16 protein-coding genes and 2 tRNA genes are annotated in these 23761 nt (G+C 38.2%); 12 read left to right on the top strand and 6 right to left on the bottom strand.

What is annotated here, in order from left to right; all coding sequences use genetic code 11:
* Positions 1-24 precede the first annotated feature (24 nt).
* Complete coding sequence (folE, locus tag J0871_RS01170) at positions 25-702, bottom strand: GTP cyclohydrolase I FolE (RefSeq protein WP_057482339.1); 678 nt, start codon at positions 700-702, stop codon at positions 25-27.
* A gap of 131 nt (positions 703-833) precedes the next feature.
* On the opposite strand from folE, the gene J0871_RS01165 reads away from it, so the two are divergent.
* Positions 834-2672, top strand: coding sequence for a T9SS type B sorting domain-containing protein (locus J0871_RS01165; protein WP_208222848.1), 1839 nt, complete (start codon positions 834-836; stop codon positions 2670-2672).
* A gap of 117 nt (positions 2673-2789) precedes the next feature.
* Here the strand turns inward: J0871_RS01165 and J0871_RS01160 are convergent, their stop codons facing one another.
* Positions 2790-4304 carry a GH3 auxin-responsive promoter family protein gene (locus tag J0871_RS01160; protein WP_208222847.1) on the bottom strand — a complete coding sequence of 505 codons (1515 nt, stop codon included), beginning with the start codon at positions 4302-4304 and terminating at the stop codon, positions 2790-2792.
* A 109-nt stretch (positions 4305-4413) separates the two neighbouring features.
* Here J0871_RS01160 and J0871_RS01155 point away from each other — a divergent pair, with 109 nt between their 5' ends.
* Complete coding sequence (locus tag J0871_RS01155) at positions 4414-5208, top strand: DUF2797 domain-containing protein (RefSeq protein ID WP_208223159.1); 795 nt, start codon at positions 4414-4416, stop codon at positions 5206-5208.
* Positions 5209-5343: 135 nt separating this feature from the next.
* On the opposite strand, the gene J0871_RS01150 is transcribed toward J0871_RS01155, so the two are convergent.
* Together J0871_RS01150 and J0871_RS01145 are read right to left on the bottom strand one after the other, a co-directional pair.
* Complete coding sequence (locus J0871_RS01150) at positions 5344-8037, bottom strand: AsmA-like C-terminal region-containing protein (protein ID WP_208222846.1); 2694 nt, start codon at positions 8035-8037, stop codon at positions 5344-5346.
* Between the two features lie 101 nt (positions 8038-8138).
* Positions 8139-8837, bottom strand: coding sequence for a queuosine precursor transporter (locus J0871_RS01145; RefSeq protein ID WP_208222845.1), 699 nt, complete (start codon positions 8835-8837; stop codon positions 8139-8141).
* 106 nt (positions 8838-8943) lie between these two features.
* Here J0871_RS01145 and folK point away from each other — a divergent pair, with 106 nt between their 5' ends.
* A complete protein-coding gene (gene folK, locus J0871_RS01140) occupies positions 8944-10077 on the top strand; it encodes a 2-amino-4-hydroxy-6-hydroxymethyldihydropteridine diphosphokinase (protein ID WP_208222844.1) in 1134 nt (377 codons plus the stop codon).
* A 32-nt stretch (positions 10078-10109) separates the two neighbouring features.
* Here the strand turns inward: folK and J0871_RS01135 are convergent, their stop codons facing one another.
* Complete coding sequence (locus tag J0871_RS01135; protein WP_208222843.1) at positions 10110-10676, bottom strand: RNA methyltransferase; 567 nt, start codon at positions 10674-10676, stop codon at positions 10110-10112.
* 162 nt (positions 10677-10838) lie between these two features.
* Between J0871_RS01135 and J0871_RS01130 the strand changes: the two genes are divergently transcribed.
* The 9 genes from J0871_RS01130 to J0871_RS01090 all read left to right on the top strand — a co-directional run bounded on the left by J0871_RS01130 (position 10839) and on the right by J0871_RS01090 (position 22984).
* Positions 10839-14099 (top strand): S41 family peptidase, encoded by a 3261-nt coding sequence (locus J0871_RS01130; protein ID WP_208222842.1) that lies wholly within the window; start codon positions 10839-10841, stop codon positions 14097-14099.
* A 75-nt stretch (positions 14100-14174) separates the two neighbouring features.
* A complete protein-coding gene (locus J0871_RS01125; protein ID WP_208222841.1) occupies positions 14175-15569 on the top strand; it encodes an amidohydrolase family protein in 1395 nt (464 codons plus the stop codon).
* A gap of 143 nt (positions 15570-15712) precedes the next feature.
* Positions 15713-16042 (top strand): DUF4377 domain-containing protein, encoded by a 330-nt coding sequence (locus J0871_RS01120; RefSeq protein WP_208222840.1) that lies wholly within the window; start codon positions 15713-15715, stop codon positions 16040-16042.
* 82 nt (positions 16043-16124) lie between these two features.
* Positions 16125-17957 carry an ABC transporter ATP-binding protein gene (locus J0871_RS01115; RefSeq protein WP_208222839.1) on the top strand — a complete coding sequence of 611 codons (1833 nt, stop codon included), beginning with the start codon at positions 16125-16127 and terminating at the stop codon, positions 17955-17957.
* Positions 17958-17971: 14 nt separating this feature from the next.
* Entirely contained in the window at positions 17972-19219 is a 1248-nt protein-coding gene (locus tag J0871_RS01110; RefSeq protein ID WP_208222838.1) for an ATP-binding cassette domain-containing protein, read from the top strand.
* Positions 19220-19342: 123 nt separating this feature from the next.
* Positions 19343-21934, top strand: coding sequence for a DNA mismatch repair protein MutS (mutS, locus tag J0871_RS01105; RefSeq protein WP_243870362.1), 2592 nt, complete (start codon positions 19343-19345; stop codon positions 21932-21934).
* A gap of 237 nt (positions 21935-22171) precedes the next feature.
* A tRNA-Gly gene (locus tag J0871_RS01100) sits at positions 22172-22244 on the top strand.
* A gap of 18 nt (positions 22245-22262) precedes the next feature.
* Positions 22263-22347 (top strand) — tRNA-Leu (locus J0871_RS01095).
* A gap of 400 nt (positions 22348-22747) precedes the next feature.
* Positions 22748-22984: a hypothetical protein gene (locus J0871_RS01090; protein ID WP_208222836.1), complete on the top strand. Its 237-nt coding sequence runs from the start codon at positions 22748-22750 to the stop codon at positions 22982-22984.
* A gap of 34 nt (positions 22985-23018) precedes the next feature.
* Here J0871_RS01090 and istB read toward each other — a convergent pair whose 3' ends face one another.
* Positions 23019-23747, bottom strand: a complete 729-nt coding sequence (istB, locus tag J0871_RS01085; protein WP_208222835.1) for an IS21-like element helper ATPase IstB — start codon at positions 23745-23747, stop codon at positions 23019-23021.
* Between the last annotated feature and the right edge of the window lie 14 nt (positions 23748-23761).

The raw sequence follows: 23761 nt of genomic DNA, 5'->3' as shown, positions 1-23761 counted from the left end.
TTGATTATTAAGAAATAGAATTTTTTAAAAAGTAGTGTCTAATTTTATATAGTCAAGGAATTCTCTTTTTACAGATTGTTCTTTGAAAGCTCCGCCAAATTCACTGGTCACGGTGCTGCTATCTATATCTCTAATTCCGCGGCTGTTCACACAAAGGTGCTTGGCATCAACTACACAAGCAACATCTGGTGTACCCAAAGCTTTTTGTAGCTCCTGAACAATTTGCATCGTCATTCGCTCCTGTACCTGTGGTCTTTTCGCGAAATAATCTACAATTCGGTTCATTTTTGAAAGCCCGATAACGCGCCCTTTAGAAATATAGGCCACGTGAGCTTTTCCAACTATAGGAAGTAAATGGTGTTCGCAGGTAGAATACACGGTGATATTCTTTTCTACCAACATTTCGCCATATTTATATTTGTTTTCAAAAGTTGATGCAATGGGTTTTCTCTCCGGATTTAATCCTGCAAAAATCTCATTTACAAACATTTTTGCCACCCTTTGTGGAGTTCCCTTCAGGCTGTCGTCTGTAAGATCAAGGCCTAAAGTTTCCATAATATGTTTTACATCTTTATTGATGAGCGCTACTTTTTCAATATCACTCAGTTCAAAAGCATCTTCACGAATAGGGGTTTCTGCACTGCTTCCTACATGTGCATCTCCCTGCTCATCAATTTCATTCAAAATTTTGTCTATTTTCATACCGTTTTTACAATAATAGTCGTAAACCGATTGTTTGGCTTGCAAAGATACATATTTAATAGGTTTTTATGTAATCATAAAAGACTGGGATTAAATAGATATTTATTATTTTGTAAGTTCTTAAACCTATTATGAAACAAGGATCCCTACTTATCTTTTGTATTTTTCTTCTTTACGGAAGTATTCAGGTGGTTTTTGGCCAGGGTAGTTCTTGCGAAAGTTTAGATCCTTTTTGTGCCGGTAATGAAGAGCTGGTATTTCCTAATTCTAATATAAATAACAGTAATCAGGCTAACGGTCAGCCCGGTCCAGATTATGGATGTTTACTTTCTCAGCCATATCCCGCCTGGTTTTATTTGCAAGTTGAACAAACGGGAGACTTGAGATTTAATATTTCACAGTTTCAAAATGAAGATGGTAGCGGTTCGCAATATGATGTAGATTATATTGTTTGGGGGCCGTTTGAGCGAACAGATAATTATTGTGAAGATGAATCTCTAAGCGCACAAAAGATTGTGGATTGTAGCTATGAGCCCGATACGGTAGAACAAATGAATATACTCAATGCCGAAGCCGGAGAAGTTTACGTGGTTCTAATTACTAATTATGAAGAGCTTCCCGGATTTATAAGTTTACGGCAAACCAATGCAAATCAGCCTAATTCCGGCTCTACAGATTGCGGGATTTTAGACGAAGTGCTAGGGCCAGACAGGTTTCTATGCGGACAAGATGAAACAACTTTAGATGCTACTACAGATGGGGTAGAGCGCTACGAATGGTTTAGGTTTGATAACACCACAAACAATTTCGAGATAATTGCTAATGAGGAAGATCCTACCTTAACCATAACAAATTCTGGACGTTATAAGGTGATTGTATATGAAAATATTACGGGACAGGCTGATGAAGATGAAATTGAAGTTACGTTTTATAGTGAGCCCGTAGCTTCTGTCCCGGCAGATCTTTACATCTGTGATCCCATTCGAACCGCTATAGATTTAAGTGCTGCCTCAGTCGAAATTCTTAATGGAAATACCGCTGAAGAAAATTACAGGGTGAATTTTTATGAATCTATCCAAGAGCTTGAAGCTGAAAATCCTATTTCTAATCCCACTGCATTCCCGGTAGAAGAGTCCCGGGAAATTGTTGCTCAGGTAGAAGGAATAGAAAGTGGCTGTCTTTCAAACGAGGTCATTTTCAATGTAGAATTAACTTTTGTGCCGGAAAACTTTCTGCCGGAAGAAAGCGTGATCTGTGTAGATTTAGACGGGACTGTATTAGATAACCAGGGAATAGGCGAAGATCTAGGTGCCGATTATACTTACGAGTGGATAGCGGGGGGGAATACAATTAGTACCGAAGCGGTGTTGAATTTTGCTGTAACTCCAAATTTTAATAGTGTAAGTCTTATTGTGACCGATAATCCCTCCGGCTGTTCTATAGAATTTAACACTACTTTACTTGTTTATTCCCGCCCCGAAACGGTTGAGGTAGAGATTGAAGGAAGTGATTTTACCGGCGGTTATATAATTAGTGCCGAAGCAATTCCTGGGCCAGGAAATGAAACCACTTATGAATATCGTGCTGATAACGGTAATTGGCAAGAAAGTGCAGTTTTTAGGAATTTAGACCCAGGAAATCATACTATTAGTGCCAGAGAAATAAATGGCTGCGGAATTACAACTTCTGAAGAATTCTACCTGGTTGGTTATCCGCGTTTTTTCACACCAAATTCTGATGGTTATAATGATACCTGGAATATTGAAAATACTGCTGAAATTCAGATTAAAAAACTCTATGTTTTTGACCGCTATGGGAAACTGATTAAAGAGTTAACTCCCGGAGGCGCAGGCTGGGACGGCACCTACAATGGTAGAACCTTGCCCGCAGACGATTATTGGTTTAGAGTTGAATTTGAAAAAGATGGTGCCAACGATCATTTTGGCGCCAATTTTACACTGAAAAGATAAATGGCCATCGGAAAGTTGTGAACGTCATCCTGAACCCGTTTCAGGATCTAAGATGTTGGAAATTAAACCAGGTTAGAAGCTGAAACAATCCCGAAGCATCGGGCAATTATGAAGTGCTTATCTGTTCATCCCTAACAATTCTTCTATATAACTTCTGGAATTAGAAAGTCTCGGGATTTTATGTTGCCCGCCCAGTTTATCATTTTTCTTAAGCCAGTCGTAAAATAATTTTTCGCGTGCCTGGTGAATTTTAGGCATATTCAGCGTCATATTATTATAACGTTTTGCTTCATAATCGCTATTTACCTGTTGCAATGCCAAATCGAGTTCGTATTTGAATTTCTCAAAATCCCGTGGCGGATTTTTAAATTCAATAATCCACTCGTGCGCACCTTTTTCTTTGCCTTCCATAAAAACAGGCGCTGCGGTATAATCTACAATTTCGCAATTGGTAACTAAAGAAGTCTTTTTTAAAGCTGCTTCAGCATTCTCAATAATTAATTCTTCCCCAAAAACATTAATATGGTGCTTGGTTCTTCCGGTTACTTTTATACGATAAGGGCTGGTAGAAGTGAACTTAACGGTATCGCCTATCTTATAGCGCCATAAACCTGCATTTGTGGTTATTACCACCGCATAATTTTTCCCGGTTTCAACTTCGGCCAGGGGAACTGCTTTTTCATTTTCGCTTCCGTAACTATCCATAGGAATAAACTCATAGTAAACTCCGTAATCCAGCATTAACAATAATTCTTTGGAATCATTCTGGTCCTGGCAGGCAAAAAATCCTTCAGAAGCATTATAGATCTCATAAAACCTGAAGTCTTCTTTGGGTAGAATCTTTTGGTATTGCGGGGCGTAAGGATCAAAACTTACCCCGCCGTGAAAATAAACTTCTAAGTGAGGCCAAACCTCAAATAGATTTTCTTTTCCTGTGGTTTCTAAAATATTATTGAGTAAAACCAGCATCCAACTGGGTACACCGGCCAGGCTGGTCACATTTTCTTTAATAGTTTCGTTAACAATCGCCTGCATTTTTATTTCCCAATCGTTCATCAGGGAAACTTCGTTGCTGGGCGTGCTGCTAAACTCTGCCCAAAATGGCATGTTGGCAATTAAAATCGCCGAAAGATCTCCGTAAGCCGTACCGTTATTTTTGTAAATCTCTTTACTGCCACCTAACCTCAAACTCTTTCCAGTAAATAACTGGGATTGAGGATTGTTATTTAAATACATGCAAAGCAAATCTTTGCCTGCGTTATAATGACAATGTTCCAGGGAATCCTCACTAACAGGAATAAACTTGCTTTTAGCGCTGGTGGTGCCGCTGGATTTTGCAAACCATTTTATAGGCGTAGGCCAAAAAATATTAGTTTCTCCCTGCCGGCTGCGTTCTATACAAGCCTGGTAATCTTCATATTGTTGAATAGGAACCCGGCTCGCAAACTGGTTGTGGTTTTTAATTTCTGAAAAGCCATACTTTTTGCCAATTTCGGTATTTTTTGCTTTAGAAAGCAAATGTCTAAGTAGTTCGTCCTGAACTTCGTGAGGGTATTTTATAAACAACTCCATTTGATGAATTCGCTTCTTGAGGAACCACGAAGCAATGGAGTTTACTAATGGAATTGGCATTATTCTTTATATCTTTATCGCTGACAATGCTTCAGCTGTTTGGCTGGCTAAAATTAATTTAAACTTCGAAGCTTACAAATCAACTTCGGTTAAAAATAGGGAAAAAAAGATGAGATACGAAGGGGTGTTTAGAAAAATGAGAACCGAGATCACCGATAAGGTGCAATATTACCTCATTTTTGAAGACGACTTTATTAATATGAACCAGATTCTCGGGAAGAAAATAAGCCTTAATTTTCTTCGATTTCAGTGTTTAAATTGTGGATTGCAAAAGAAAATTTTCCGCCAGGGGTATTGCTACGATTGTTTTACTTCTATCCCACAAGCCGGAGATTGGATTATGAGTCCCGAACTTAGTAAAGCCCATTTAGATGAAGAAGATCGCGACCTGGATTTTGAAAAACAAGCGCAATTACAACCTCATGTAGTTTATTTAGCAAATTCCAGCAATGTAAAAGTTGGGGTAACCCGAAAAACCCAAATTCCCACCCGTTGGATAGACCAGGGAGCGCACGAAGCCATTGAAATTGTTGAGGTGCCCAATAGATATCTCGCGGGAATTACTGAAGTAGCCTTAAAAAGTCACGTTTCTGATAAAACCAATTGGCGCAAAATGTTGACCAATGAAGTTTTAGATCTGAATCTTGCTGAAGAACGCGATAAGCTAAAGGATTTTATTCCAGATGAAGCCAAAGAATATTACCTGGCTGATAGAAAGGAGCTGGAAATTGATTTTCCAGTATTGGAATTTCCTAAGAAAATAAAGACGCTTAATCTTGGTAAAAACCCATTTTACGAAGGAGTTTTAAAAGGAATTAAAGGCCAGTATTTAATTTTTGAAGACGGTACCGTTTTCAATGTTCGCGCCCACGAAGGTTTTGTAGTGGAGTTGGGTGTGCTTTAATTTAATAAAGCTGTGAAAGCACGTTATGCTGAATGTATTTCAGTATCTAACATTTAGAAAAGTTTATTCCTGAAGATATAATATAATAAACCCTCATAGTTCCCAGTTTTTTTGGAAACTGTGAGGGTTCTATTTTTAGTTGCTGGTAGTATCTTTTTTCTTCTGATTTTTCTTTAAAATTCCGCCTAAAATATTCCGGGCAGCATCTTTAACCTGCTCTTCCTGACTTTTTGGAGTTTGGTCAGTTTTTGGAGTTTGGGTTTGTGTAGAATCCTGAGAAGTAATGCTATCATTTTGTGGCTTTTGATTTCCGCCGGTTTGCTTATTAATAATATCTCTAATTGCATCCTGCCCGCGTTCTTTAAGGTTTTCTTTTTGTTTTGCAACAATTTTCTGAGTAAGATTACTAACCGCCTGTTCCATATTTATATTTATCTGCGGATTTTGAAAAGTTCCTTTTAAACCTATTGGCAGCGCTACTACCATATTTTTAAGTTCATCTCCACTTAATCTGCTAAGCGCATTACCCTCCTGACTACCCAGCATTCTTGCAGGTACATCCAGGCTCAGGTTGTAGTTCATATTCATATCAAAGCCGTGGCCCCCGGAAACTTCAACATTTACGCCTTTTACATCAAAATTAAAGGGTTCAATTTGCACCATTCCATCATTAAAGGTTAGGCGTGTTTTTAATTTGTCCAGGTCAATATCTTTTAAATTTATAAAGTCTAACTGCTGGTCTAAACGTGAAAGTAAAGCAAGCTTTTCAGGATTTACCTCTGCGGTTAGTATTTCAGCCAGTGCATTACCGGCAAGGGTTGATAATTGCGGAGTAAGATCGTTATTTAAATTACCGTTTAACTTAAGACTGGTCTGTAATTTACCCTGTAAAGCCTGGGCTACCGGTGCGAGGCCCTGTAACATCTCCAATCCGTTAAAAGATTCTGCGATATTGAGTGCGTTTAGCGCCAGGTCCATATCAAAAGTTGGGGTGCTTCCTTTAGTAGAAACATTTCCTGCCAAATTGATATTTCCGCCAAAGATATCGGTAGTGATATTTTGTAAAGTAGCGGTTTCATCTCGCAGAATTATTGTTCCCTTTGCATTTTTAAGTTCAAGGTTATCATAGATTACCGTGTTTACATTAAAGGCAATTTCAGTATCTAAAAACGATGGAATTTTCACCGCTTCATTAGTACCCGGAGTAGAAATTTCTCCCGGAGTATCTTCTGTTTTGGTTTCGCTCTGAGATTGACTTTTGGTTTCAGCGATCATAAAATCGTTGATGGCAAAAACATTAGAATTTACATTGAAATTTCCTTTTAAATTTTGTTCTGTAAACAAAAAGCCCATTAGGTTTTCAATATTTCCCGAAGCTGTAATATCGGTTTGCCCGGTGGTAAGTTTTAATTCAGGTACGCGAACATTACCCTGATTAAAATTCAATCTGGCATTAGCGATCTTTACCTCGTTAGGAATTTCAGGCGATTTATAACTAAAGTTTCTAATGCTTGCCGTACCGCTACTTTTTACATTTTGATATTGTTCTTTTTCAATAGAAGTCATATCAAATTGCGTGGTAACATCGGCGGTTAAAATTCCGTTGAGATCCTGTTCCAGTTCCAGCGGATAAGCCTGGTCCAGGTTCGCTAAATTTAAAGTCCCCTGCAGCGCCATATCAACTAACATATTTGCCATTAGGTTTTTTATGCTTCCGTTGGTGGCAAATTTATCCTGATCTATTCTGAAGGTTACATTATCAAAAGTGAGGTAAGTATCTTCAAGTATCCCGGTTTCGTTTAATATCTGGAGGTCTATGTTAATGTCCTGGACACTTTTTGGAAGATCTGGATATTTAAAGGAAGCATTATCTGAACTCACTTTAATATCCATTTTAGGAATATAAGTTTCATCTACAATTCCCTGGATTTTCCCGTTTACAATAAAATCTCCGCTCGTTTCTACATTTTCAATGTTTTTTGCATAGGTCGCAGGAATTACGGCTAGAAAGTTTTTAAAGTCTGAAGAAGGTGTTTGGAAACTTAGATCTATCTCATTATTGTCTTCATTTACCTGCACAAATCCTTCAAAAGTTAAAGGCAACTGATTGATCATTGCTTCGTTCTCAAGGAAGGTGTAGCGCATATTCTCTAAATCCATTTGGATCACGGCATCAAGAGAAACCTTGTTTCGGTTTAAATAATTTACGCCTTCAAAATCTAATGAAACCAAAGCATTAGATTTGGTATCCAGTTCACTTTCAGCTAAAGAAAAATCCCCGGTTCCCTGGTGGTTTAATTCTTCTACATCGAGTAAAAGTTTTTGGCCTTCATCTAAATACTTTACGCGGGAATTATTGATCTCGTAATGTTTAAGATTGAAACTAAATCCTGTTGAAGCTGAATCGGAAGCTACAGTAGTAGTATCTTTAACCGCAATATCGTAATTGGCATTTCCCAGCGAATCAACTTTAATATTTAGAAAAGTATTATTGATCTTAATATCGTCCAGAACTTTAGGTTCATCGGCGCTTTTAAATAATTCTTTAATAGACATTTCCAACTGTAGTTCTTCTCCAAGCGCAAGCGTATCGCCTTTAAAAGGTTCATTATTGATCACGCTGAAATTCTCAATTACCACCGTAGCTTGTGGAAAACTCCTGAAAAAACTAAGACTGATGTCGCTAAATTCCACTTGCGCATCCACACTCTCATTAGCAGTTCTTCTCACGTAATCCTTTATTTGTGATTCAAACAAAAACGGCGCGGCAACCAGTAATACTACAATTACCAGCAATACAATACCAATTATTTTAAATGCTTTTTTCATCTCTTAAAAATTTTTATCCCAATCCTGGAATTAGAAACAGGCTTATAATAATATCCTGTGTGTTACCCATTTTTGGGTCCAGCAGCCTGCTGGTTTAATTTCTATTCATATTCAAGTTCTTCACCCTGCTTCAGATTAAAGCGCTTTCTAAAAGCAAAGACCGAAGCATAGAGCAGGGGCGTATCCAGCGCGGCAACAATTACTTTAAATAAAAAACCGCTAAGTAAAAGTGCGCCAAATAAATCCCATTCAATTTTATTAAAACTACAGAGCAAAAACAAGACCGAAAACGTATCTACAAACTGTGACAGAAAGGTAGAAAAGTTATTCCGAAGCCATAAATGTTTTCCTTTGGTCAATCTTTTCCAAAAATGGAACAATTGAATATCTATATACTGCGCTAAAAGATAGGCAACCATAGAGGCAAAGACGGCAATAGTAGTCGCGCCAAATACTTTGGTAAATAAAGCGTCGCCTATTGGGGACCATTCGGTCGCCGGCACTGCATCTGCGGTGTAGACTATCAATAAAGAAAAGAACGAAGCAAAAATTCCGGTGGTTACTACCTGGTTGGCTTTTTTCTTACCGTAGATCTCGCTAATAATATCGGTGATCAAAAAAGTAACCGGATATGGTAAAATTCCCACAGAAATTTCAAACGTATAGAGCCCAAAAAAATCCCAGCTAAAAAATTTCTGAAATATTAGGTTCGAAACAACCAAAGAGGCGATAAAAAGCCCGGCCAATATTAAATATATGCGTTGTGCCGCGAGTTTGTCTTTCAGTAAAAGTTTAGCCAAATTTATTTTTTAAGTCTTCTTACAAAATTAGGGGTATGTGATTTTGTTTTACTTAATTTGCTGTGAAATTTACAGGATAAGCTTTAATAATTTTTCTTCAGTTAGTTTGAATTCCCCAAAAATAGTACATATCGCCCTGGGAAGCAATGTGGGTAACCGCTTTGAGCTTCTTCAAAATGCACTGCATAAAATATATTTAGAAATTGGTGAGGTGCTACAGGTATCGCAAATTTATGAAACACCCGCCTGGGGTTTTGAGGGCAATGCTTTTTTAAACGCCTGTATTGCCGTTTCTACCAGATTTTCTGCGGAAGAAATTCTTCGGAAATTATTGAAGATTGAAGCTGATGCCGGCCGGGTGCGCTCTGATGCTAAAAATTACCAAAACCGAAGCCTGGATCTGGATATTCTTCTTTTTGAAGATGAAATTTTAGAAACCACAGATCTAATAGTGCCCCATCCTGCAATGCAAAACCGAAAATTTGTGTTGTTGCCGTTGGCCGATATCGCTGCCAAGGAAAATCATCCAGTTTTTAAAATCTCAATTGAAAAATTACTGAAACGGGTGGAAGACAATTCAGAAATAAAAGCGATTCCTGAAAAGCTTGAAATTCCGAAAAAAGCCTTCAATTTAAATAAACTGAATTATATCGCGGTTGAAGGAAATATTGGAGCCGGGAAAACCAGTTTTTCTACCATGGTTGCCGAAGATTTTAACGCGAAACTCATTTTAGAAAGATTTAAAGACAATCCGTTTTTACCAAAATTCTACGAGAACAAAGAGCGATATGCATTTCCGTTAGAAATGTCTTTCCTGGCCGATCGTTACCAGCAGCTATCAGACGATTTGGCGCAATATGATCTTTTTAAAGATTTTGTGATCTCAGATTACGATGTTTTTAAGTCGTTGATTTTTGCTAAAATCACGCTGCACGAAGACGAATATGCTTTATATCACAAGCTTTTTCATTTAATGTATAAGGAGTTGGTAAAGCCCGACCTATATATTTATCTCTACCAGAATACAGATCGATTGCTGGAAAATATCAAGGCTCGTGGTCGTGATTACGAGCAAAATATTCAGCCCGATTATTTAGTGGAAATCAATAAAAGCTACCTGAATTTTATAAAAACCCAAACCAATATGAAGGTGCAGATCATAGATATTTCAGGGAAAGATTTTGTGAATAACCGCGCCGATTATCTTTCAATTCTGGAAGAAATAAGAAAAGCCCACTAAAAGCCCCCTGGCCCCCAAAGGGGAATAAAGGTTTAATGGCTCATATAAGATTGCTCCCTGTTATTGTGAGAAATTTTTGAAAACAAATCCCAGAGCACAACGCCCACACTAACTGCAATATTTAATGAATGTTTACTACCCAATTGCGGGATTTCAATAATCCCATCGCTCGCCGAAACCACTTTTTGTTGTACGCCTTTTACCTCGTTGCCAAAAACCACGGCGATTTTTTCACCCGGTTGGGCTTTAAAATTATTTAGCATCACCGAGCCTTCAGCCTGTTCAATTGAAAATACTTTTGTTTGCTCTTGTTGAAGTTTTTCGACTATCTCCAGCGTATTTTCAAAGTATTCCCAGGCTACGGTTTCGGTTGCGCCTAAAGCGGTTTTCTGTATATCTTTATGCGGAGGTTGCGCGGTTATGCCACAGAGATAAATTTTTTCGATTAGAAAAGCATCGGCACTACGAAAAACCGAACCAATATTATTTAAACTTCTAATATTGTCTAGAATCACAATGATTGGTGTCTTTTCAGCTTCCTTGAATTCTTCAATAGATTTTCGGTCCAGTTCGCTGTTTTTTAATTTTCGGTTTTCCATAGCAGCAAAATTAATAAGAATGCGAGGAATAAATTAATTTATGTTTAAAAAGACTGGTGTTAATTAGTAGAGATTTTTAATTCGAATATTTCGTAATTACAGGTTTCATAGGTTATTTACATTTTAGTTTTATATTAGTAAATGATAAAATATTCCTCTAATATGATGACTAAATCTACTTCCCTGTTACTTTTTTTATTCCTGTCTTTTACTCTTGCAGCCCAGGATATTAATAAAGAAGATACCCGATTACTTTCGAAACCCGCGATGAGTGATTCTCAAATCGCTTTTATTTATGCCGAAGATCTTTGGGTGGCGAATAAAGATGGTTCCTCCCCTAACCGTCTCACGGTGGATGATGGAATTGAGTCTAACCCCGTTTTTTCCCCAGACGGAAGTTTGATAGCGTTTAACGCTGAATATGACGGCAATACCGATGTATATGTAGTTCCTACTAATGGTGGAGTACCGGAGCGCCTTAGCTGGCATCCCGGAAGCGACCTGGTTCGCGGTTTTACACCAGATGGTTCTGCTGTTCTATTTGGTTCTCAGCGTAGTGTTTTTACAAATAGATATATGAAACTCTTTGAGGTTTCAGTAAAGGGTGGCCAGGTTAAAGAACTGGAGATTCCAAATGCCTTTTGGGCAGATTATTCAGACGATGGAAAATACATTGCTTATACGCCACTTTTTGAAGCTTTTAATCAATGGAAATATTATCGTGGTGGTACTGCTTCCCGCATTTGGATCTACAACACCAAAGACCATTCTGTTACCGAAATTCCAAAGCCTGAAAGCGGAAGCAACGATACCAGGTCTCAATGGCTGCGTGATAAAGTTTATTTCAGAAGTGATAGGAATGGCGAATTCAATTTGTACAGTTATGATATGAATTCCAAAGAAATCACCCAACATACCAATTTTAAAGATTTTCCGGTTTTAGATCTTTCCGCAGGAAAAGAGGAAATAATTTTTGAACAGGCAGGTTATCTGCATACCTATAATCCGGAAAGCGATACTACCGAAAAAATCGAGGTAGGGATCGCGACAGATCTTCTTGAACTGCGCCCACGCTTTGTAAAGGGCGATGAATATATCCGTAGCGCCTCTGTTTCGCCTACCGGCGCAAGGGTGGTGATGGATTTTAGAGGAGAAATAGTAACGGTGCCCGCTGAAAAAGGTGATGTGGTTAATATAACCGAAACTTCAGGAGTACATGAACAAGACCCTGTGTGGTCTCCAAATGGAAAATTTATCGCTTATTTTAGTGATGAGAGTGGGGAGTATGCGCTGCACGTTCAGGATCAAAGTGAGCAAGAAGAAGTTAAAAAGTTTAAACTTGATGGTGCAGGTTTTTATGCTTATCCAAAATGGTCGCCAGATAGTAAGAAAATAAGTTTTGTAGATAATGGTCGTAATCTTTATGTGCTCAACATAGATTCTGGAAAAGTGACCAAAGTTTCTCAGGATGAACGATATATACCGGGAGTTTTTAGGGACCTTTTTGGTAGCTGGTCTCACGATTCTAATTGGATAAGTTATACCATCGTCACAGGCACCAGTTTTGAACAGGCCTATGTGTATTCGCTTTCAGAGGATAAATCCTATGCTATTTCCGATGGTTTTTCCAGTGTTTCAAGTCCGGTTTTTGATCCCAGCGGAAAATATCTTTATATGTTAGCTTCTACAGATGCCGGGCCGGTTGTGAATTGGTTTGATCAATCCAATCAGGATATGGAAATGACCAGTTCTATTTACCTGGTGACTTTACAGAAGAATGTAGAATCTCCATTTGCCAGAGAAAATGATGTTGAAAAAATAGAGCAAGCCGAAAAGGAAGAAGAAAAAAAGAAGAAAGCTGAAGAAGAAAATAAGGAAGTAAAAGTTCCCGATTTAAAAATCGATTTCGAGGGAATAGAAAACAGGATCGTAGATGTACCGCTTCCCGCCGGTAAATATGCTAACCTAAGCTCGCCAAAAGAAGGAAACCTCTATTATTTAGCTTATCCTCCTCATGAGCAGAATAAAGGAGGTTTAAATATGTATGATCTTAAGGAAAGGGAGAATAAGGAGATAATGCCTGCCACTTCTTACGAGATATCTGCCAATGGAAAAAAGATACTTTATAAGGCAGAAGAAAAATGGGGCATCGCTGAGATTGATAAAATTGAAGAAAAACGAACGCTTAATACCGGCGATATTCAGATTAAAATAGATCCTGTAGCTGAATGGCCAAATATTTTTGATGAGGCCTGGCGAGTAAACCGAGACTACTTCTATGATCCCGGAATGCACGGCGTAGACTGGGATAAAATGAAAGAAAAATATGAGCCTTTTATAGGAGATGTGACTTCCCGAAGCGACCTCTACCGGGTGATGGAATGGATGTTTAGTGAACTTGGAGTTGGACATCATCGGTTTTCCGGTAGAGGTGACAGGCTTCATTCTAAAGAAACTGTAAAAGGAGGTCTCCTTGGTGCAGATTTCAGCATAGAAAATGACAGATATAGGTTCGAGAAAATCTATGGCGGACTCAATTGGAACCCTAATTTACGTTCTCCGCTTACCGAACCCGGAGTAGATGTGAAAGAAGGCGATTATCTTTTGGCAGTAGATGGAGAAGAGCTAAAGGCCGGTGATAATATATATAAATACTTTGAAAATACGGCCGGTAAAATCGTGATGCTCACTGTGGGACCTAATGCAAATATGAAAAATTCACGAAAGGTTAAAGTTACTCCGGTAGAAAATGAAATGGCCCTAAGAAACCGCGACTGGATAGAAGGCAATATTCAAAAAGTTCACGAAGCTACCGATGGCAGGGTTGCCTATGTTTATGTGCCAAATACTGCCACGGAGGGACATGAGTACTTTAAACGCTATTTCTTTCCGCAGGCAAATAAACAGGCCATTATAGTAGACGAACGCTTTAATGGTGGTGGGCAGCTGGCAGATTATGTTATAGATATTCTCAAAAAACCAGAGCAGGCACATTGGAAGTTTCGCTACGGAAAAGATTTAAAATCACCAAGTGCATCTATACAGGGGCCAAAAGTGATGATTACCGATGAAACTGCAGGTTCAGGAGGTGATTATTTGCCGTGGATGTTCAGAAAATTTGATCTTGGAACTATCGTTGGAAAAACTACCTGGGGCGGCCTGGTGGGCGTATTGGGTTATCCTGAATTTATAGATGGCGGCTCTGTTACCGCACCAAATGTTGCTTTTTATACCGAAGAAGGCTTTAGTGTAGAAAACGAAGGAGTGGCGCCAGATGTTGAAGTAGAACAATGGCCAGAAGAGGTTGTTGAAGGTAGAGACCCTCAACTGGAAAAGGCTATTGAAATTGTGCTAAAGCTGCTGGAAGCAAACCCACCGGGAGAAGTTGCTTCTCCTGTGTATCCTGATAACACCGACAACTAAAATTCTTACGACTAAACTTAAATTTAGAAAGCGGGAATTTGAATTACCAGGTTCCCGTCTAAAAGTCTTATAAAAATGAATAAACTCACTTATTTCTTACTGCTAGCAATTACCCTGTCATCTTGCAAGAATAAAGAAGTCAAAGCCTACGATCTTGTTATTTATAATGCTCAAATTATAGATGTAGAGAGTGAAAGTCTAAGCAAAGACCAATCAATTTTTATTTCTGATGGTGAAATTGTTGAGGTTCGTAAAAGTATTGAGAATGAGAAATTTGTTGCCGATCGACTTATTGATGCCAACGGTAAATTTGTGATGCCGGGACTTTGGGATAATCACGTTCATTTTAGAGGTGGTGATACTTTGGTAGAAGAAAACAAAAAACTATTGCCACTTTTTCTAGTCTATGGAATTACCACAGTTAGGGATGCCGGCGGAGATATCACTCCGAGTGTAATGGAATGGAGAGATCAAATTGCTAATGGCGATTTAGACGGACCCAGAATTTTTAGTTCGGGTCCCAAGCTGGATGGTGACAAGCCGGCCTGGCCGGGTTCTATTAAAGTCACTAGCGAAGCTGAGATTGTCGCAGCCCTGGATTCACTGGAAAAATTTGAGGTAGATTATGTAAAGACTTATGATGGAAATCTTTCCGCTGAAAATTATTACAACATCATTAAAGAAACCGAAAAACGTGGGCTAAAAGTCACCGGCCATATGCCGATGAGCGCCGATTTCATGAAAGCGGTATCCCTTGGCCTTGATGGTGCCGAACATATGTATTATCCTTTAAAAGCCTGTTCTCCTGCCGCTGATAGCCTTACTAAACTCGATCTTGGCTACGGAATGATAGAACCATTAATAGACACTTACGATCCCGATCTTGCCAAAATGGTTTTTGAAAATTTGAGTGAGGAAAATGTATATATAACTCCCACACTTTATATAGGTAAAACCCTTTCAGAAATTTTGGATGTAGATCACCAGCAGGATTCATTGCTAAACTACATTGGCCCCGGAATTCAAAAAACTTATCAGGGCAGAATAGAAGGAGCAAAACGAGCAAAAGCTTCCGGTAGTAAGATGCGGGAAAAAATGGAAGAAATAAGTGTGCGAATGATAGAACCCTTGCAAAATGCTGGCGTTAAGCTTTTAGCTGGTTCAGATTGTGGAGCCTTTAATTCTTATGTTTACCCCGGCGAATCTTTGCACGGGGAATTAAATGCCCTTTCTAGAGCAGGCTTAAGCAATGCCCAGGTTATAAAAACTTCTATAATTAACGGTCCTGAATTTCTGGATCTTGGAGATAAATATGGAAGTGTGAAAGAAGGAAAAGTAGCCGATCTCTTGCTTTTGGAAAATAATCCTCTGGAAAATTTGCAGAATCTACAGGAAATGACAGCGGTAATAAAAAGCGGTAAGGTGTTTACCCGTGAAGATTTGGGAAAAATGCTTCAGGATATTAAATAATAGCTTCAGCTGTACAATTCAACATAATTAACTATTTAGGACTTATTATTTTCGAAACTCAATTTTCAAGTATAAATAAGGGAAAAACCCCAGTTCGCAAATCATACAATCGCTTATCTTTAATAGGGTAAAAATGGAATGTTATGATACAGGGTGGACTTATAGGCTTGGTGTTTTTGCTAAGTATTAGCTTTAGCGATGATATAAGAGTGGTAGATATGGTTGTGAATAGCTATACCGAAGAATGTGTGGGAGAAAGGGAAGGAAATTGCTTACTGGTGCAGGAAGGGGACCAAATAGGTACAGATAACTGGAGCCTTTTTTATTATGAAGACAGCATAGAAGGCTTTGATTATGAGCCCGGTTATATTTATCATTTAAAAGTGAAAAAGAAGAAAATAAAAAAACCGCCTATGGATGGTTCTTCAATTTCATATCGACTGATAAGGATAATGTCTAAGGAAAAGGTCTAAATTGAAGATCTTCATGGTTTCTTCTTTTTTATTACTACTATCTTTTTCAAATCTTAGCTAACTTGCAAAGAAAAAATAATTCTTGCCCAGATCTAAAAAGTCATTAGAAGCCAATAAAGTCAGTTTTAAAGGAAGTTTTGCATCCTTAAAATTTGTACCTAGATTTTTTAAGGAAATCAGGAAAGTAAACCCTTTGCTGTTTTACGCTAATGTATTGGCAAGGACCATTAACGCCATTTTACCGGTTGTTATCCTTATTGTAGGGAAATTGATTATTGATGAGGTGGTTTTACAAATTGCGGCCGAAGAAAAAGACCTTGATAGGTTATGGTTGCTGGTAGCAGCAGAATTCGGTCTGGCTATTTTATCAGATCTAATGAGTAGGGCGATTAGTTTGACTGATGGTTTGTTGGGAGACCAATACAGTATAGATACTTCGGTTCGTATCATTAAAAAAACTTCAGAATTAAATTTGGATCAGTTAGAAGATTCTGAGTTTTACGATAAACTGGAACGCGCCCGGCAGCAAACCACCGGTAGGGTTGGGTTAATGTCTAATATTCTTACCCAGGCTGAAGATTTGGTGGTAATTTTCACTTTACTTGCTGGGGTAGTCGCCTTTGAACCCTGGCTAATAATTTTACTGGTGGTTTCGGTAGTTCCTACAATTATAAATGAAATCAAATTTAGTGGCACCAGTTATTCCCTGGCCAGAAGCTGGACGCAAGAACGTCGGGAGCTGGATTATTTGCGCTACGTCGGCGCCAGTGATGTAACGGCAAAAGAGGTAAAACTCTTCGGGCTTTCAGATTACCTGGCAAACCGATTTAAAAACCTTTCCGATACTTATTATTTAATGAGTAAAAAACTGGCAAAACAGCGTGCCGGTTGGGGTTCAGTTTTCAACGTGATTGGTACAGGAGCCTATTATGGCGCTTATCTTTTAATCGTTTTTAGAACCGTAGCGGGAATTTTTACACTTGGTGATCTTACTTTCCTATCGGGTTCTTTTAACAGACTTCGATCTAAATTACAGGGCTTTTTTACCCGCTTTACCGCAATTACCGAAAGTGCACTCTACCTTCAGGATTATTTTGAATTTCTGGACCTTAAATATTCCGATGAAACTTCGGAAGAAAAACTAATGCTTCCAAAGAAAATTAAAAAAGGATTTGAATTTAAAAATGTCGGATTCAAATATCCTAAATCTGAAGCCTGGGTGGTTAGAAACATCAATTTTGAATTAAAAGCAGGAGAAAAACTGGCCTTTGTAGGAGAAAACGGGGCCGGGAAAACCACGCTTATTAAATTATTACTTCGGTTTTATGAACCTACTGAAGGTGAGATTCTACTCGATGATATTCCGGTTAAAGAATATAATCAATCCCAATATCAGCAATACTTCGGAGTGATTTTTCAGGATTTTGTAAAGTTTGAATTAACGCTTCGTGAAAATATTGCCATGGGCGAAATTGGAGAACTTGGTAATCAAAATCGAATTGACAGCGCTGCGCAAAAAAGTCTGGCGAACGAGGTGATTTCTGATATGCCGCGAGGTTACGATCAGCAATTAGGGAAACGCTTTAAACAGGGAAAAGATCTTTCGGGTGGGCAGTGGCAAAAAATTGCGATTGCCCGTGCATATATGAAAGATGCAGAGGTTTTAATTTTAGATGAACCCACTTCGGCGCTAGATGCCCGCGCTGAAACCGAAGCTTTTGACCGATTTATTAAGCTTACCGAGGGGAAAACAGCGGTAATTATTTCGCATCGTTTCAGCACAGTAAGAATAGCCGATAGGATCATGGTTTTAAAAAACGGCGCCGTACTTGAAATTGGAACTCATCAGGAATTGATGAAAAACGATAAGCTGTATGCCGAATTGTTCAACCTACAGGCGCAGGGATATCAATAAGAGATCTTTAAACAATGAGCTTAAATCATTACGCAATTTTTACACCCGACTTTTCTCTACTGGGGAAATGGCTACCGCAACTTTTAAAAGGAAATCCTCCAGAAGAATTAAAGGAACTGCAAGGAAAGAAAGGCCTGCTTTTTTCCGAATCGGTTTTAAATAAATTTATTGAAGAAGATTATAAACACGGGAATTCTGCTTTGATTTTGAATGAAAATCGTTCCTTACGAACTTTTTCCAGCGGGGAGAAAAGAAAAGCTTTGCTACAATATTTACTCAGTCAGGAACCTGATTTTCTGGTTTTGGACAATCCTTTTGATAGTCTTGATAGAACTTCGGTATCTGATTTAAAGTTAAGCCTGCAGCGTATTTCTGAAACTACTGTAATTATTCAGCTCTTTAATCGAAAAGAAGATTTACTGCCTTTTTTAGATTCAATCTTGAAAGTCGAAAACGAACAAATTGTCGAAATCTTTGAGGTTTCAGAATTCCAGCAAAATAATAATGAAACTAATTTTTCAGAAATAAGAAATATTCCGCCGGCACCAGTAAAATTCCAGGGCGTGCCAGATATATTAGTAAAAATGAAAAATGTCTCAGTTTCTTATGAGGGAAAGCCGGTTTTAGAAAATATTAGCTGGGAAATTAGAAAAGGAGATTTTTGGCAACTTACCGGGCCCAATGGTTCAGGGAAAACTACTTTGCTTTCTATGATTTACGGCGATAATCCCAAAGCCTATGGCGTAGACTTATACTTATTCGGAAATAAAAAAGGCAGTGGTGAAAGTGTATGGGAGATCAAGAAGAAAATCGGGTATTTCTCGCCTGCGCTTACCGAACTTTTTAACCGAAGAAATACTGTTTTGGAGATGCTTATTTCAGGTTTGGTAGATAGCGTAGGCTTATACCAAAAACCAGGTGATAGGGAAATCAGGTTAGCTAAAGAATGGCTAAAAACCTTGAATTTAGAAGATAAATCAGCTAAGATTTTTACTGAATTATCTGAACTTCATAAAAGAATGGTTCTTATTGGTAGGGCGATGATCAAGCATCCGCCTTTACTTATTTTAGACGAACCCACAACCTCCTTAGACGATAAAAGTGCGCTGCAAATCACTTCGCTCATTAATTTAATTGTCAGGGAAAGTACTACCGCGGTGATTTTTGTTTCGCATAGAAAAGAGAAAGGTCTGGAGCCAAAGGCCATTTACCATCTAATTCCATCAGAAAATGGATCTAAAGGGGAAATACTTGTAGAATAATTGTGGAAAAAATTGAATAACTTCCAGAGATAATTTTCCTTTAAAATATGGGATTCTGTACTTTAGCGGGAAATAAAAATTAAAATTTTGACAGCCAAAAAATCCCCTAAAGTTACCCCGTTAATGAAGCAGTACAATGCTATTAAAGCAAAGTATCCAGATGCTTTGCTCTTGTTTCGTGTGGGTGATTTCTATGAGACTTTTGGGGAAGACGCGGTAAAAACAGCCAGGATTCTAAATATTATTTGCACCAATAGGAACAATGGGAGCGAGCGTACCGAGCTTGCCGGATTTCCACATCATTCTTTAAACACCTATTTGCCAAAATTAGTAAAAGCCGGAGAACGGGTGGCCATTTGCGATCAATTAGAAGATCCTAAAATGACCAAAAACATCGTGAAGCGAGGTGTGACCGAATTAGTGACTCCGGGTGTGGCTTTAAGCGATGAGGTACTTCAGAGTAAATCGAATAATTTTTTATGCGCTATTCACTTCGGAAAGAAAATCTTTGGAGTTTCGTTTTTAGATGTTTCTACCGGTGAATTTTTAACAGCCCAGGGAAATTCAGAATATATAGATAAATTACTTCAGAATTTTAACCCCAGTGAGGTTTTGATTCCGAAGAAAAATAAGAAGGATTTTAAGCAGATCTTCGGAGAAGATTTCCATACATTCTACCAGGAAGACTGGGTGTTTAAACAGGATTTTGCTTACGAAACCTTAAATGAACATTTTCAAACTAAATCTTTAAAAGGTTTTGGAATCGAGCATTTGGAAGAAGGAATTATCGCTTCGGGTGCTATTTTACATTATTTAGCCGAAACCCAGCATCGAAAACTTCAGCATATAACCTCAATAAACAGAATTGCAGAAGAGGAATATGTATGGATGGACCGGTTTACGATTAGGAACCTGGAGTTGTATCATTCTAACGCGGCCAACGCGGTGACCTTATTGGATGTGATTGATAAAACTATTTCGCCAATGGGCGGGAGATTATTAAAACGCTGGCTGGCGTTGCCTTTAAAGAATGCCGAGAAAGTAAAAAAGCGCCACGAGGTGGTAGGGTTTTTACTCGAAAATCCTTCAGTTTTAGCTGAAATTCAGCAAAACATTAAAAAGATAAGTGACCTGGAACGACTTATTTCTAAGGTTGCTACAGGGAAGGTAACTCCACGAGAGGTAATTCAGCTTAATCATTCATTACAAGCTATTATTCCTATAAAAGAGCTCGCGTTGAAAAGTAAAAATGAAGCCATCAAGGTGATTGGTGATAATTTGCATTCTTGCGAAGTCTTGCGAAGTAAAATTACCGAAAGTTTACACGAAGATGCGCCGGTAAATATTTTAAAAGGAAATTGTATAGCCGAAGGGTTTTCGGAAGAACTGGATGAGCTTAGAAAAATAGCTTTTTCAGGAAAAGATTACCTTGATAATATGCTGAAACGGGAGACCGAAATTACAGGTATTTCTTCGCTAAAAATAGGCAGTAACAACGTTTACGGTTATTATATTGAAGTGCGCAACACGCATAAAGATAAAGTTCCCGATAGCTGGATTAGAAAGCAAACCCTGGTAAATGCCGAACGGTATATTACCGAAGAATTAAAGGAATATGAAGCGAAGATCTTAGGGGCTGAAGAAAAGATCTTGCACCTGGAACAGCAACTTTTTGGCAAGCTGGTAATTTGGATTAACGATTATATTCAGCCGGTACAACAAAATGCTCAACTTATTGCCCAGTTAGATTGCTTGTGCTCTTTTGCTGAACAAGCCAAAGCCGAAAACTATTGCAAGCCGGAAATTGAAGAACATCACGATTTAAATATTGAGGAAGGCCGGCACCCGGTTATTGAAAAGCAATTGCCTATTGGCGAATCTTATGTAACCAATAATGTTACTTTAGATCGCGAAAACCAGCAGGTGATTATGATCACCGGGCCAAATATGAGTGGTAAGTCGGCTATATTAAGACAAACTGCGCTTATTGTTTTAATGGCACAAATGGGAAGTTTTGTACCTGCAAAAGCGGCAAATATAGGTTTAGTAGATAAAATTTTTACCCGGGTTGGTGCCAGTGATAATATTTCTATGGGCGAATCTACTTTTATGGTAGAAATGAACGAGACCGCCAGTATTCTGAATAATATTTCTGACAGAAGTTTGGTGCTTTTAGATGAAATAGGTCGTGGTACCAGTACTTACGATGGGATTTCCATAGCCTGGGCTATAAGTGAATACTTACACGAACATCCCGCAAAACCGAAAACACTTTTTGCTACTCATTACCACGAACTCAATGAGATGTGCGATACTTTTGAGCGGATCAAAAATTTCAACGTTTCGGTAAAAGAATTGAAAGATAATGTACTTTTTCTTCGAAAACTGGTGCCGGGAGGTAGCGAGCATAGCTTTGGAATTCACGTGGCCAAAATGGCCGGAATGCCGCAACAGGTTTTACATCGCGCTAATAAGATCCTTAAAAAGCTCGAAAAATCGCATAAAATGCAAGATTCCAGTGAGCTTTTAAAGAAATCGGCCGAAGAAGAGATGCAGCTTAGTTTTTTCAACCTGGATGACCCAATTTTGCAGGAATTAAAAGAGGAGGTTTTGCATATAGATATTGATACGCTTACTCCCGTAGAGGCACTAATGAAGCTTAATGAGATTAAAAGGACACTGGTTGGTAAAGAAAAGGCTAAAGCCAAAGCTTAGGTAGTTTCCAGTTTCGTTTATGGGTTTTAAGTAATAAAAAAGGTAAATAGATTATTAAGTATTGGTAAACAATGAGTTGTAGTTTATAAACTTTAGACAAGAATTACTGAAGGAATTTTTTATTTCAAATTTTCCTTATTTTTTATAAAAAGCCTTTGACATTATAAGATTTATATTAAATTTGCATCCGCAATACGCTATTGCAGCCACGTTAAACGTGGAAGTTCTTTTAAATACGCGAAAATAGCTCAGTTGGTAGAGCGCCACCTTGCCAAGGTGGAGGTCGCGGGTTCGAATCCCGTTTTTCGCTCATATATAAAATTACTACGCTCGGGTGGTGGAATTGGTAGACACGTTGGACTTAAAATCCAATGGACAATGTGTCCGTACGGGTTCAAGTCCCGTCCCGAGTACTTAAAGCCTTGTTAATCGACTGATTTTCAAGGCTTTTTTGTTTTTAGATATTAGATTTGTACGCTGAATTGTACGCAAAATGTTAAAAAATATCAGATTCACTATTTTAACATTCTTCTGTAAGATTTTTCCGATCTTATTATTGAATCACACTAACATAATTTGCTTTAATATTTCTACTTACAAAAACTCACAAATAACATTAGATAACATCGCATAACAACAAATAGTGAAAAATTACATTAAATATTATGACTCCTCGAGAATCTATTTTATAAAGGCTACATTTTAAAATACTTGTAATTTTTTTGAGTATCGTGATCGATAAATGCAATTTTAAAATGGAGATATTATTAGCCTTAATCTTTATATTGCATATCGCGATATACAATATACTTAATGAAAGGATTAAATATTCATATGAAACCTCAGGATATATTATTGCTGTTAAAGCTTATTAGTCTTGATGATGTCACCTGGAAACAAAAATATGTAGCCGAGGCTTTAGGAATGAGTCAATCTGAAGTGAGTGAATCAGTAGCCCGTTCTAAATATTCAGGTCTATTAGATCCTAAAGTGGATGAGCCGGTCAAAGTGAACCACGTGCGCCGGATGAAAGTGAGCATAGCAAACTAAGTGCGCAAAATCAATTCTACTGTGGTTAAATTTACTATTTATTTTTAAGTTTTTTCCTCATTGATTCCCCTTTGATATCTATTCTGTGAGCCGTATGAACTAAACGATCCAATATGGCATCTGCAATGGTCTGTTCTCCAATAATCTCGTGCCAGGCCTCTACCGGTAACTGGGAGGCTATTATAGTAGATTTTTTTCCGTGCCTATCTTCAATAATTTCCATCAGGGAGTGCCTGTTAATATTATCCAGACCTTTAAGTCCAAAGTCATCAAGTATGAGTAGATCCTGTTTTTCTATCTTATTTACCTGCTTTAAATAAGAGCCATCAGCCTTGGATGTTTTAAGCATGGTAAAGAGCTTAGAAGTGTTGAAGTACATCGTTTTGAAGCCTAATGAGCAAGCCTGATGGCCTATGGCTGATGCCATATAACTTTTTCCTGCCCCGGTGCTTCCTGTGATTAATATATTATCCTTTTGTGTTACAAAGTCGCAGGTTGCAAAACGTTGTATCTGGTTTCTATCGATATTCCGGTCGTGAGTATAATCGATATTTTCCATAACGGCGCTATACCTGAAGCGGGCTGTTTTAGTTAGGCGTTCTACCTTTCGGTTCTGGCGATCGTCCCATTCAGACTGAATGAGATAAGCTATAAGTTCATCATTAGTGTAATCCACGCTCTGCGGGGATAAACTGGAGCTAAAGGCCCTGATCATGCCGTGGAGCCTTAATTGTTTCATTTGTTCTAAGGTTTGCGTATTCATATACTTGGTTTTAA

The organism is Salegentibacter sp. BDJ18 (genome assembly GCF_017579965.1).
GTDB lineage: Bacteria > Bacteroidota > Bacteroidia > Flavobacteriales > Flavobacteriaceae > Salegentibacter.
Note: the sequence above shows the minus strand (reverse complement) of the source record. Positions and strands in the feature narration are given on the sequence as shown.